Below are 11,333 nucleotides of genomic sequence, written 5' to 3'. Positions count from 1 at the left end.
GGTCGTAGCCGGGCCGGTGCTCGGCCAGGGCGCCGGCGATCTCCATGAGGTGGTTGACGACCAGGCAGTACACCAGCCGCTGCCAGCCGGCGGCGCGGGACACCTCCGGGAGCAGCTTGACCCCCTCGGCGTCGCGGAACAGCGCCTGCACGGGCGTACCGGAGGCGTCCACGGCGACGAGGGTGTTCTGGAGGTGCGCCTCCAGGACGACCCCGTGCTCGCCGAACGCGGTCAGGGCGGGCGGCACGACCTGCCGCAGATACGCCTCCCACCAGGCCGCCGGGTCGGTGGCGGCGGCGAGCGGGCTGCCGTCGAAGCCCTCGGCCAGCCCCGCCGCGAGCAACGGCACGGCGCCCGGCAGCAGATGGCCGCGCAGTCCGTCGCGGACCACCACGGCCAGTTCCTCGTAGGCGAAGGACGCGGTGCGGTGGCCGCGGTCGGCGAGCCACGCGGCGGGCCCGCCCATCGCGGCGAAGGCGTGCCCGGCGGCGGTGTCGGTACGGCGCAGCCGGCGCAGGTCGTGGCGCCACAGGCGGCGGATGTCGTTGGTGATGCGGACGTCCAGGCTGAACTTGAGGAACAGGTCGCCGCGGGGCTCGTAGACCGTGCGGACCGCCGCCGTCGGCCAGGCGGGGAAGGCGGTGGGTCCGAGCCGGAGCAGCCGGCCGTCGGCGAAGGCGGGCGCGAGGGTGTCGGCGATCAGGTCGAGCTGCCAGGGGTGGGCGGGCAGCAGCCGGTAACCGGGCGGGGCGGCGCCGAGGGCGTCGAGGGCGCGGGTGTCGCCGTCCTCGGCCACCTGGTCCTCGCGGACGGCCAGCAGCACCAGCGGGAAGCGGGCGTGCGCCTCGGGGGCGTACGGCAGCCAGGACGCGACCGGGCCGCCGCCGCGCGCCTTGGGCGCCGGGTGGTACGGGTGGCCGGTGACGAGGGACTGTTCGGAGCGCAGATAGGGGTCGGCCGGCGGGGTCGCGCCGGCGCGGGCGGTGAGCAGGGCCGCGACCGCCGCCCGGCTGTCGATCATCTCGGCCGGCAGGTCGCCGCCCGCCGACCCGGTGCGCCGGCGCAGTTCCTCGGCGACGAGTTTCACCAGTTCCGGATGGCCGAGGCGGTGCCAGCCGCCGGCCGCGTGCACCTCGGGGTCGGCGGGGCGCCGGCCGGGGCGCACGCGCAGCAGCCGCCCGGTGCCGGGCAACCGGTACGCCGGCGGCTCGCCGGGGCGGCCGGGCAGTGGCTCGGCCACCTCGCGGATCAGGCAGTTGAGCAGCGGGGCGGTCGCATGGGCGTCGGCGCGCCGGCCGATCGCGTCTGCGGGGGGATTGGGGTCCACGCGGTCCATTCGTTCTTCGTGGGGGGTGGTCTCGGGCGTCCCGGGCGGGTGCCGGGGCTTTTCAGTGGGCCGGGAGCGATCAGTATGGCTTCGTCCCCGACCATGGTGTCGTGGTCCGTGCCGACCATGGTGTCGTGGTCCGTCCCTGCCATGGTGCCGCCGTCCCCGACCATCGTGCCCTGTGCCGCCTCGACCGAGGAGCCGACCGTGTCCCACTCCCCCACCGCCGAGGCCGAGGTCGCCGCGGAACTGGCCGCCCTGCGGCCCGGGCTGCTGCCCCGGTACGAGGCGGAGCTGCCGGGTGCCCGCGCGGCCGTGCTGACCCGGCTGTGGCGGGGGTTCGCGCACGAGCCGCTGCCGTGGATCACGGGCCGGACGCACGGGAGGTACGGCCTGGCCCTGCGGCTGGCCGACGGCCGGACGCTGCACGGGCCGCACGCGGACCCGTACGCCACCGGCGCCCACGTCACCGCCGTACGGCTGGGCACGGAGCGGTACGACGACCCGGCGCGTCTCATGGGTGCCCTCGCGAACGGTGGCGGCTGGGGGCCCGGGGCCGCCGGTTTCACGGTGGAGCTGGGGCACAGCGTGGCCTCGCTGGCGCTGTCCCGGGCCGGTGCTGATCACCCGAAGGAGTGGCCGGTGGCGGGCTCCCCGGCGGAAGGCGGGAAGAGGGACTGGGAGTGGGAGCAGCGGGTGGTCGACGGGCACCCCTTCCACCCCAACTGCCGTTCCCGGCCGGGGTTCTCGGTGGCGGAGCAGCTGGCGTACGGCCCGGAGCACGGCGCCGTGGTGCGGCTCGGCACGGTGGCCGTGCCCGCCGCCGAGTCGCTGGTGACCGGCCGGTGGCCGGACGAACTGCGGGACGGACGGCGGCTGTTGGTGCCGGTGCACCCGTGGCAGGCGGCGCATGTGCTGGAGCGGCCGTACGAGGAGTGGCGCCCGGCGCATCCGCTGATGTCCCTGCGGACGCTGGCCCTCGCCGACGGCCCGCATGTGAAGACGGCGCTGAGCGCCCGGCTGACGTCCTCGGTGCGGGACATCTCCCCGTACTCGGTCGAGGCGGCGGCCACACTGTCCGCGTTCGCGGAGGAACTGGCGGGCCGCACCGGCGGAGCCCTGCACATCACCCGCACCCTGGGCGCCGTCACCGCCCGTTCCGCGGACCTGGCCGCGCTGCTGCGGGAGTCGCCCGAGCAGTACGCACGACCCGGTGAGCAGGTGCTGCCGGTGGCCGCGCTGGCCACCACCGCGCTGCCGCGCGACCCCGCCTGGCTGGCCGGGTTCGCCCGGCTGGCGCTCACCGTCGGGCTGCGCCTGCTCGACCTCGGGGTGGCCCTGGAGGCGCACGGCCAGAACCTCCTGGTGGTGCTGGCGGCCGACGGGAGCCCGCGGCGGCTGGTCTACCGCGATCTGGCCGACATCCGGATCAGCCCCGTGCGGCTGGCCCGGCACGGCATCAGGCCGCCCGCCCTGACCGGCCGGCTGATCGACGACGACGAAACCGCCCTGCGCCGCAAGCTGTTCGGCTCCCTGCTGGCGGGTGCCCTGGCCGCCGTGGCGGGCTCGGGCCCGGCGCTCGGGGCGGCGCTGGCGGCCGTCCTGCCGGACCTTCCGGACACGTCCGACCTCGCGGCGCTGCGTCACGGACCGGTCCCGGCCAAGGCGTTGACGCTGATGCGGCTGTCCCCGCACATTCCCGGCGACCAGTGGACGGCCCTGCCCCACCCGCTCGTTTTGGAGCCCGGCGCGGTTGATCAATAGGATCCGTCGATGATCAGAAGACAACGGCTGGCGGCGGGAGTGTGCGCTCTGCTCGCCGCCCTGACGGCCGGGCTCGCGTTCCCGACCGCGGCGGCCGCCGACGAGACGGAGCAGGCCGCTCCGAAGGTCGAACTGGTGCTGGACGTCAGCGGATCCATGCGGACCCGGGACATCGACGGCGGTACCCGGATGGCGGCGGCGAAGCAGGCGTTCGACGACGTCCTCGACGCGACCCCGCAGGACGTGGAGCTCGGCATCCGCACGCTCGGCGCCAACTACCACGGAAACGACCGCCAGGAGGGCTGCAAGGACACCGCGCAGCTGTACCCGGTCGGCCCACTGAACCGGACCGACGCCAAGACGGCGGTGGCGACGCTGGTGCCGACCGGCTGGACGCCGATCGGGCCCGCGCTGCTGAAGGCGGCGGGCGACCTCGACGGGGGCGACGGCACCCGCCGTATCGTGCTGATCAGCGACGGCGAGGACACCTGTCAGCCGCTGGACCCGTGCGAGGTGGCCCGGGAGATAGCCGCCAAGGGCATCGGCCTGACCATCGACACCCTCGGCCTGGTGCCGGACGCCAAGACCCGGGACCAGCTCAGCTGCATCGCCGACGCGACCGGCGGCACCTACACCTCCGTGCAGCACAAGGAGGAACTGACCGACCGTGTCGGACAGTTGGTGCACCGGGCGGCCGATCCGGTGGTGACGCCGGTGGCCACCTCGGGCGCGGCACAGTGCGAGAAGGCGCCGACGCTGAAGTCGGGTCTGTACACGGACCGCGCGGAGTTCGGCCAGCAGCGCTGGTACAAGGTGGACGTCGACCCGGGCAAGGAGCTGCGTGCCTCGGTGAGCGTGGCGGACGACCGGGCCGTGAACCCCTCCTACGGGGTGCTGCTGCGGGCGGTGACCCTGAAGGGGCGGGAGATCGTCCGCGGTGAGGCGGCCGGTACCGGCCGCACCGACGTGGTCTCCACCGGTCTGCGCTATCCGAAGCCCGCGAGCGACGACGACAACGCGCCCGCGGAGACGGTGTGCCTGGAGGTCGCCCACTCCTTCTCGGCGCCCGCGGGTGTGAAGAGCACGCCGGGTCTGCCGCTGGAGCTGACCGTGGACGTGGTGGACGGTCCGGCCAAGGCGCACGACGTGGCCGCGTTCGGTCTCGGGCGCGGCTGGTGGCTGCTGGGCGTGCTGGTGCTGACCGGCTTCGTCGCGGGTCTGCTGTGGGGCTGGCTGTCACGCTGGCGGGTCGCGGTCTGGAGGACGAACTGATGCGGATCAGACATGCGTTGGGCGCCGCGCTGCTGGCGCTCGGGCTGGCCGCGGGGCCGGCCGCGGCGGACTCCTCGCCCTCCCCCGGCGCCTCCGACGGCTCCGGCGGCGCGCCCACGCAGGCGGGCACGTCGTTCCGTACGGCGACGGAGATCCGGCAGGGGCAGCAGGCCACGGCGTCCGGGTCCACCGGTGACTACCTGTACTGGTCGTTCCCGGCCGACACCGGGCAGCGGCCGACGGTCAAGGCGAGCGTGAAGCTGCCGCAGTCGCACGGGTCCGAGACCTGGCAGCTCGATGTGTACGACGGACTGCGACGCCGGCAGTCCTGCCAGTACGGCGCGTCCACCCGGACCGCCGAACCGGGCACCTCGTCCGTCGAGTTGGCCTGTGTGATGCGTACCGTGCGCGGCTGGTCCGAGCCGTGGGCCAACGACCCGCTGCCCGGCACGTACTACGTCCGGCTGACGGTCGTGGACCTCGGCGCGGGGGACCTCGGGCAACCGGTGAACGCCGAGGTGCGCGTGGACTCCAAGGACATCGGGGGCGCGGCGGCGGTCGACGGCTCCCTCGGCAAGCCGCTCGTGCCCGGCATCGCCGTCACGTCCGCGTCGCAGGACGACGGTTCACGGCACGCGGTGCTGTCCAGCTTCGGCTCCAAGGACGGCTGGTCCTCCGGCTGGTGGTCCGACCGCTGGGTCTGGACGGTGATCGGCGGGGTGCTCGCCGCGCTGGCCGGGGTCGGCGGGTACGCGCTGACGCGGGGCTCGGGACGACCGCGCAACCTGTGACACACCGCCGAGAAGGCCCGCCACGGCACCGTGGCGGGCCTTCCGTCTTCTCCGCCCGTCTCGTCTTTTCCACCCGTCTCGTCCGCCTGCCTCCTCCGCCTGCCTCCTCCGCCTGCGCGGCGCGCCCGCCGCGCTTCACGCCTCCCGCAGCGCCTTGGCGATGGCCCCCTCCCCCGTCACCGTGACCCGCCCCGCGCGCACCGCGTCCGCCAGCGACAGGCGCCCCTGCGCGACGGCCTCGCAGGTCGCCGCGTCGAAGGTGAGGCGGGCGTCCGGATCGCGGGGCGCGGGGCCGTCGCCGTACACCGGGTCGCCCTCCGCCGCCTCCGCGCCCACCCGCACGTGGAACTCGCCCTCCGCCAGGTGGACTTCGACCAGTCCCTCGCCGTCCAGCGCGCGGAGCAGGGGCAGCGCGAACCAGTGGGCACGGACCGCGTCGGTGGGACGGCGGTCGGCGAGTTCGGGCTCCCCCCAGGTGCCCAGGGCCTGGAGGACCGGGAGCAACCCACGGCCACGTGCGGTGAGTTCGTAGACCGTGGCCGCGCCGGGCGGCGGCAGCCGGCGGCGCGTGGTGAGGCCGTCGCGCTCCATGTCCTTGAGGCGGGAGGCGAGGACGTCCGTGCTCACGCCGGGCAGGTCCGCGTGCAGATCCGTGTAGCGGCGGGGACCGGCGAGCAGCTCCCGGACGATCAGCAGGGTCCAGCGGTCGCCGACGAGGTCGAGCGCGCGGGCTGCGGAGCAGTACTGGTCGTAGCTTCGGCGAGGTGGCATGCGACGCAGTCTAGACGCGTTGTTGGACTTTCCAAGCTCCCGCTTGGTAAAACCAAGTAACACGAGTTCCCGGAGGGACGCATGGAGTTCCGGCAGTCGAACAAGCTCAGCGAGGTCTGTTACGAGATCCGCGGCCCGGTGATCGAGCACGCCAACGCGCTGGAGGAGGCGGGGCACAGCGTGCTGCGCCTGAACACCGGCAACCCCGCGGCCTTCGGCTTCGAGGCGCCGGACGAGATCCTCCAGGACATGATCCGGATGCTGCCCCAGGCGCACGGCTACACGGACTCCCGCGGCATCCTCTCCGCCCGGCGCGCGGTCGCCCAGCGCTACCAGAACCTCGGCCTCGACGTCGGCGTCGACGACGTCTACCTGGGCAACGGCGTCTCGGAGCTGGTCTCCATGGCGGTCCAGGCCCTGGTCGAGGACGGCGACGAGATCCTCATCCCCGCACCGGACTTCCCGCTGTGGACCGCCGTGACCACTCTGGCCGGCGGCAAGGCCGTGCACTACCTGTGCGACGAGCAGGCCGACTGGAACCCCGACCTCGCCGACATGGCGTCGAAGATCACGGACCGCACCAAGGCCGTCGTCATCATCAACCCCAACAACCCGACGGGCGCGGTGTATCCGAAGGAGGTCGTCGAGGGCATCCTGGACCTCGCCCGCCGGCACGGCCTCATGGTGTTCGCCGACGAGATCTACGACCAGATCCTCTACGACGACGCCGTGCACCACTCGGCCGCCGCGCTCGCCCCCGACCTGGTCGTCCTCACCTTCTGCGGGCTGTCCAAGACCTACCGGGTCGCGGGCTTCCGCTCCGGCTGGCTGGTCGTCACCGGGCCCCGGCAGCACGCGAAGGACTATCTGGAGGGCCTGACCATGCTGGCCTCCATGCGGCTGTGCGCCAACGCGCCCGCGCAGTACGCCATCCAGGCCGCGCTCGGCGGCCGCCAGTCCATCCGCGAACTCGCGGCGCCCGGCGGGCGGTTGTACGAGCAGCGCACCGTCGCCTGGGAGAAGCTCAACGAGATCCCCGGGGTGTCCTGCGTCAAGCCCAAGGGCGCCCTGTACGCGTTCCCCCGCCTCGACCCCAAGGTGCACCGCATCCACGACGACGAGAAGTTCGTCCTGGACCTGCTGCTGCGCGAGAAGATCCAGGTGGTCCAGGGCACCGGCTTCAACTGGCCCTCGCCCGACCACTTCCGCATCCTCACCCTTCCCCAGGCCGACGAACTGGAGGCGGCGATCGGCCGGATCGGGCGGTTCCTCGGGGGCTACCGGCAGTAGCGGACCTCCGGGACGGCCACTTGGTCGTAGTCCTCGCTCCGGACGGCGCCGTCGGCGACGTACCCGGCGCGCTCGTAGAAACGCCGTGCCCTCGTGTTCCCGGCCAGGACCCACAGCCGGAGCGGGTCCAGGCCGTGGGCGAGCGCGTGCGCGTGCGCCGCGTCGAGCAGGGCACGGCCGACGCCGGTTCCGATGCGGTCGGGGCGCACGTAGAGGGCGTACAACTCGCCTCCCCGGTGGGCGGGGCCCACGCAGGCCCAGCCCGCCACCGCGCCGGTGCCGTCGACGGCGACCAGGTCGGCGCCGCTCCCGGCCGCCCGGTCCAGGCGCCCCCGCAGGCGCTCCGCGTTCTCCTCGGCCGACATCCGCTCCAGGAAGGACGCGGGCAGCAACCCGGCGTAGGCGGCCCGCCAGCCGGCCACCCGTATCTCCGCCACGGGCGTGACATCGGCCGGCGTCATCGTTCGTACCGTCACCATCGCGCCACTGTAGGGGCCGAGCCCGGTGCCACGCCCCTGCTTATGCACACGGCGCGACCGGCTCGCCGGGCTTCGCCGGTCCGGAGCACGGCACCGCGTGCGCCCGGGTGGGCTCGGACGCGGAGAGCGGCCGTCTGGCGCAGTCCGTCCTGCGGGCCGCCGGGATGCTGTGGCACCGTGCCCGCATGGGTGACCTCCTTCTCGTCCGGCACGGTGAGACCGAGTGGTCGCGGTCCGGCCGGCACACCGGCTGGACCGACGTGCCCCTCACCGAGCACGGCCGCGAGGAGGCGCGCCGGCTGCTGCCGCTGATCCGCTCGCAGCGGATCGGGGCGGCGTTCGTCAGCCCCCTGCGGCGGGCCCGGGAGACCGCCGAGCTGATCGGCGTCCACGACGCCCGGGTGGACGCCGATCTGTGCGAGTGGGACTACGGCGGCTACGAGGGCGTCACCACCGCGGAGATCCAGCGCACCCGGCCCGGCTGGTTCCTGTTCACCGACGGGGTCGCGCCCGGTCCGCCGGAGCATCCGGGCGAGAGCCCGCGGCAGGTCGGGGAGCGCGCGGACCGGATGCTGGCCAAGGTCGAGGCCGCCCTCGCCGACACCGACGGCGTCGTGGTGCTCGTCGCCCACGGCCACTTCCTGCGGGTGCTGACCGCCCGCCGGCTGGGCCTGCCGGCCGGGCACGGCGCCCTCTTCCAGCTGGCCACGGGCACGCTGTGCCGCCTCGGCACCGAGCACGACCGGCCGGTGGTGGCGGGCTGGAACATCCGGCCCGGCTGAGCGGCGCCGCCCGTTGTCGGACCCCGGTCGTACGCTTCGAGGAAGCCGCCCGTACGAGACCGGCGGACCGGGAAGGAGCGCATCGTGACCCGACCGCCGACCGCCGCCCAGCGCCGGCTGATCGACGCCGCCGACCCGGTCACCGGGCGACTGCGCGGCACGGACGCCCAGCTCACGGCGCTGGTGCGGCAAGGCCTCGCCTTCCGTCACCCGCGCCCGCCGCACGACCACTTCCTCACCCCGGCCGGGCAGCGGATACGGGAGGCGGAGCCCGGGGTGCCCGCGCCGCCGGACCCCGCGCCCGCGAGCGAGGTGTTCGCGGCGCGCGCCGGCGGGGCGCGGGAGCCGGTCCCGCCTTCGGCCGAGGCCCGGCTGCGCGAGGTGCGCGGTGCCTGGCAGGGGCTGCTGGAGCTGCGCCGGATGACCAATCCGGACGGCGCGGTGGACCGGCCGTGCGGCTGGGAGCGCGGCCATCTGGTGCGGGCCGCGGCCCTCGCCCTGGAGGCCGCCGGGCACCGGCCGGCGACGGCGGAGGCGGACGGATACCGGGTCCGGGCCACCCCGCAGCCGGACGCGGTCGCCGTGTACGCGCCGGACGCGGCGGCGCTGTCGGCCTGCGCGGCCACGCTGGAGCGGGCGGGCTGGCAGCCGGGCGAGTACACCGAGCCGCGCACCCGCGGGCGCTACCTGCTGGCCTCGCCCCGCCGGGTGTGACCCGCCGCCGCGCATGCGAGGATCACCGGTGCGCTGTCCCGGGGCAGTGCGCCGTACCGGAGCAAGAGGGGAAGCCGTGAGCGAACCGTTTTCCGTCCGCGTCACCGTCCGCGGTTACGAGACCGATGTGCAGGGCCACCTCAACCAGGCCGTGTACCTCAACTACGCGGAGCACGCCCGCTGGTCGCTGCTCCAGGCCGCCGGGGTGTCGCAGACCGGTCTGGTGAGCACGGGCGTGGGTCCCGTGGTCCTGGAGACGACGATCCGCTATCTGCGCGAACTCCTCGCCGGTGACGAGGTCGACGTGACCTGCGCGTTCCACTGGTCCGCCGGCAAGACCTTCACCATCCGCCAGGAGATGCGCAAGCCCGACGGCACCCTCGCCGCCGAACTGAGCGGTGTCGGGGGCCTGCTGGACCTGAAGGAGCGCAGGCTGATCGCCGACCCCGCGAAGGTGTTCGAAGAACTGGCCACGGACCCTTCGCTGTTCGGCCTGTGAGCCGTGCGCGCGCGGCACGGGGTGCGGCGGCCCGCCGCACCGCGTGCCGGTGACGCCTCCTCAGTGCGCGGACGCCAGCTCCTCCCCCGCCTCCATGGGATGCGTGACGTCCTGCGCGTCACGGCCCCGGCCCAGGTGGTTGAAGACCAGGTTGAGCAGGACGGCCGTGACGCAGCCCGTGGAGATGCCCGAGTCCAGGACGATCTTCGCGGTGTCGGGGAAGGCGTGGTAGAAGCCGGGCGCCGTGATCGGGATGATGCCGACGGCGAGGGAGACGGCGACGATCAGCACGTTGTTGTCCTTGTCCAGGCCGGCCCGGACCAGCGTCTGGATGCCGCTCGCGGCGACCGAGCCGAACAGGACGACGCCGGCCCCGCCGAGGACCGGGCGGGGCACGACCGCGATCAGTGCGGCGGCGGCCGGGCACAGGCCCATCAGGACCAGGAAGCCGCCGCCGGCCGCCACCACGAAGCGGCTGCGGATCCGGGTCATGGCCACCAGGCCGATGTTCTGCGCGAAGGCGCTGCACATGAAGCCGTTGAACACGGGGCTGAGGGCGGAGCCCAGGGTGTCGGCGCGCAGCCCGGCCGCGATGGTCCGCTCGTCGGAGGGCCGTTCGACGATCTCGCCGAGGGCCAGCATGTCGGCGGTGGACTCGGTCATCGAGACCACCATCACCACGCACATCGACAGGATCGCGGCGATGTGGAACTGCGGTGCGCCGAAGTGGAAGGGCGCCGGGAAGCCGACCACGGCGGCCTTGGCGACCGGGGAGAAGTCGGTGACCCCGAACGGGATCGCGATCAGGGTGCCGACGATCAGGCCCAGCAGCACCGCGATCTGCTTGAGGAAGCCGCGGGTGAAGCGGCGCAGCAGCAGGACGATCAGGAGGGTGAGGCCGGCCAGGGTGAGGTTGGTCGCCGAGCCGTAGTCGTGGGCCGACGCGTCGGGCCCCTGGGCCCAGCCGAAGGCGACCGGCAGCAGCGAGACACCGATGAGGGTGATGACCGAGCCGGTGACGACCGGCGGGAAGAAGCGGACGGCCTTGCAGAACACCGGGGCGGCGAGGAAGCCGAGGACACCGGCGACCATGACCGCGCCGAAGATCATCGGCAGGGCGTCGGACTTGTCCTTGGCGGAGGCGATGATCGCCGTCATGGGGGCGACGCCGGCGAAGGTGACGCCGTTGACGAAGGGCAGCCGGGCGCCGATCTTCCAGAAGCCGAGGGTCTGGAGGAAGGTGGCGAGGCCGGCCGTGAACAGACAGGCACCGGTGAGGAAGGTGAGGTCGGTGGCGGACAGGCCCGCGGCGGCGCCGACGATCAGGGGCGGGGCGACGACCCCCGCGTACATGGCGGCCACATGCTGGAGGCCGCTGGTCGCCATCTTCAGGGCGGGGAGTTTCTCGTCCACCGGGTGGACTGCTGGCACGTCGACGGTTGGGGCGGACACGGCGGCTCCTCCGGTCGGTTAAGACACGTCGGCTGTGGACGTGGGTTTCAGGGAGGTGGTGCGCGGTCGTGCGGGACCGGTAGGACCCAGGCGGGTCGCGAACGGAGACCGTCCCGGGGCGCGCGCCATGCGCGCGCCCCGGAGCCGGCCGCCATGGACCTGCTCGGGTCCACGGCTGCCGGCCGGGAGCCG

General features: G+C 74.1%; 11 protein-coding genes. 7 read left to right on the top strand and 4 right to left on the bottom strand.

Annotation, left to right across the window (positions count from 1 at the left end; translation table 11 throughout):
* Window positions 1–1,336, bottom strand: a 1,336-nt coding sequence (locus FRZ03_RS17580; RefSeq protein WP_398660565.1) for an IucA/IucC family protein, incomplete at its 3' end; no start/stop codon positions are given.
* A 198-nt stretch (window positions 1,337–1,534) separates the two neighbouring features.
* Between FRZ03_RS17580 and FRZ03_RS17575 the strand changes: the two genes are divergently transcribed.
* Genes FRZ03_RS17575 through FRZ03_RS17565 form a run of 3 tightly spaced genes read left to right on the top strand, consistent with a single transcriptional unit; the run spans window position 1,535 to window position 5,154 of the window.
* Window positions 1,535–3,091 (top strand): IucA/IucC family protein, encoded by a 1,557-nt coding sequence (locus FRZ03_RS17575; RefSeq protein ID WP_146466126.1) that lies wholly within the window; start codon window positions 1,535–1,537, stop codon window positions 3,089–3,091.
* A gap of 9 nt (window positions 3,092–3,100) precedes the next feature.
* Complete coding sequence (locus FRZ03_RS17570; RefSeq protein WP_146466103.1) at window positions 3,101–4,363, top strand: VWA domain-containing protein; 1,263 nt, start codon at window positions 3,101–3,103, stop codon at window positions 4,361–4,363.
* The gene (locus FRZ03_RS17565; protein WP_146466102.1) at window positions 4,363–5,154 is read left to right on the top strand and encodes a hypothetical protein; all 792 of its coding nucleotides are present in this window, start codon (window positions 4,363–4,365) and stop codon (window positions 5,152–5,154) included. The genes FRZ03_RS17570 and FRZ03_RS17565 overlap by 1 nt, the downstream gene beginning before the upstream one ends.
* A gap of 135 nt (window positions 5,155–5,289) precedes the next feature.
* Here the strand turns inward: FRZ03_RS17565 and FRZ03_RS17560 are convergent, their stop codons facing one another.
* On the bottom strand, window positions 5,290–5,925 hold the full coding sequence (locus FRZ03_RS17560; RefSeq protein WP_146466101.1) for a winged helix-turn-helix transcriptional regulator: 636 nt from the start codon (window positions 5,923–5,925) through the stop codon (window positions 5,290–5,292).
* Window positions 5,926–6,006: 81 nt separating this feature from the next.
* Here FRZ03_RS17560 and FRZ03_RS17555 point away from each other — a divergent pair, with 81 nt between their 5' ends.
* Entirely contained in the window at window positions 6,007–7,215 is a 1,209-nt protein-coding gene (locus FRZ03_RS17555) for a pyridoxal phosphate-dependent aminotransferase (RefSeq protein ID WP_146466100.1), read from the top strand.
* On the opposite strand, the gene FRZ03_RS17550 is transcribed toward FRZ03_RS17555, so the two are convergent.
* The gene (locus FRZ03_RS17550; RefSeq protein ID WP_146466099.1) at window positions 7,203–7,694 is read right to left on the bottom strand and encodes a GNAT family N-acetyltransferase; all 492 of its coding nucleotides are present in this window, start codon (window positions 7,692–7,694) and stop codon (window positions 7,203–7,205) included. The two genes, FRZ03_RS17555 and FRZ03_RS17550, sit on opposite strands and share 13 nt — an antisense overlap.
* A 185-nt stretch (window positions 7,695–7,879) precedes the next feature.
* Here FRZ03_RS17550 and FRZ03_RS17545 point away from each other — a divergent pair, with 185 nt between their 5' ends.
* From FRZ03_RS17545 to FRZ03_RS17535, 3 genes are all read left to right on the top strand, one after another.
* A complete protein-coding gene (locus FRZ03_RS17545) occupies window positions 7,880–8,476 on the top strand; it encodes a histidine phosphatase family protein (RefSeq protein WP_146466098.1) in 597 nt (198 codons plus the stop codon).
* Between the two features lie 84 nt (window positions 8,477–8,560).
* The gene (locus FRZ03_RS17540; RefSeq protein ID WP_146466097.1) at window positions 8,561–9,190 is read left to right on the top strand and encodes a hypothetical protein; all 630 of its coding nucleotides are present in this window, start codon (window positions 8,561–8,563) and stop codon (window positions 9,188–9,190) included.
* Window positions 9,191–9,266: 76 nt separating this feature from the next.
* Complete coding sequence (locus tag FRZ03_RS17535; protein ID WP_146466096.1) at window positions 9,267–9,689, top strand: acyl-CoA thioesterase; 423 nt, start codon at window positions 9,267–9,269, stop codon at window positions 9,687–9,689.
* 60 nt (window positions 9,690–9,749) lie between these two features.
* On the opposite strand, the gene FRZ03_RS17530 is transcribed toward FRZ03_RS17535, so the two are convergent.
* The gene (locus tag FRZ03_RS17530) at window positions 9,750–11,075 is read right to left on the bottom strand and encodes a nucleobase:cation symporter-2 family protein (RefSeq protein WP_146466125.1); all 1,326 of its coding nucleotides are present in this window, start codon (window positions 11,073–11,075) and stop codon (window positions 9,750–9,752) included.
* Window positions 11,076–11,333: the final 258 nt, after the last annotated feature.

This window comes from Streptomyces misionensis (assembly GCF_007896895.1).
In the GTDB taxonomy this organism is placed as follows: domain Bacteria; phylum Actinomycetota; class Actinomycetes; order Streptomycetales; family Streptomycetaceae; genus Streptomyces; species Streptomyces misionensis_A.
This window is presented reverse-complemented; position numbering and strand designations above follow the sequence as displayed.

Bases quoted from the DNA above. Each gene is read 5' to 3' on its own strand.
- FRZ03_RS17570 (WP_146466103.1), top strand. From the start codon at position 3,101: ATGATCAGAAGACAACGGCTGGCGGCGGGAGTGTGCGCTCTGCTCGCC.
- FRZ03_RS17565 (WP_146466102.1), top strand. From the start codon at position 4,363: ATGCGGATCAGACATGCGTTGGGCGCCGCGCTGCTGGCGCTCGGGCTG.
- FRZ03_RS17560 (WP_146466101.1), bottom strand. From the start codon at position 5,925: ATGCCACCTCGCCGAAGCTACGACCAGTACTGCTCCGCAGCCCGCGCG.
- FRZ03_RS17555 (WP_146466100.1), top strand. From the start codon at position 6,007: ATGGAGTTCCGGCAGTCGAACAAGCTCAGCGAGGTCTGTTACGAGATC.
- FRZ03_RS17550 (WP_146466099.1), bottom strand. From the start codon at position 7,694: ATGGTGACGGTACGAACGATGACGCCGGCCGATGTCACGCCCGTGGCG.
- FRZ03_RS17545 (WP_146466098.1), top strand. From the start codon at position 7,880: ATGGGTGACCTCCTTCTCGTCCGGCACGGTGAGACCGAGTGGTCGCGG.
- FRZ03_RS17530 (WP_146466125.1), bottom strand. From the start codon at position 11,075: ATGGCGACCAGCGGCCTCCAGCATGTGGCCGCCATGTACGCGGGGGTC.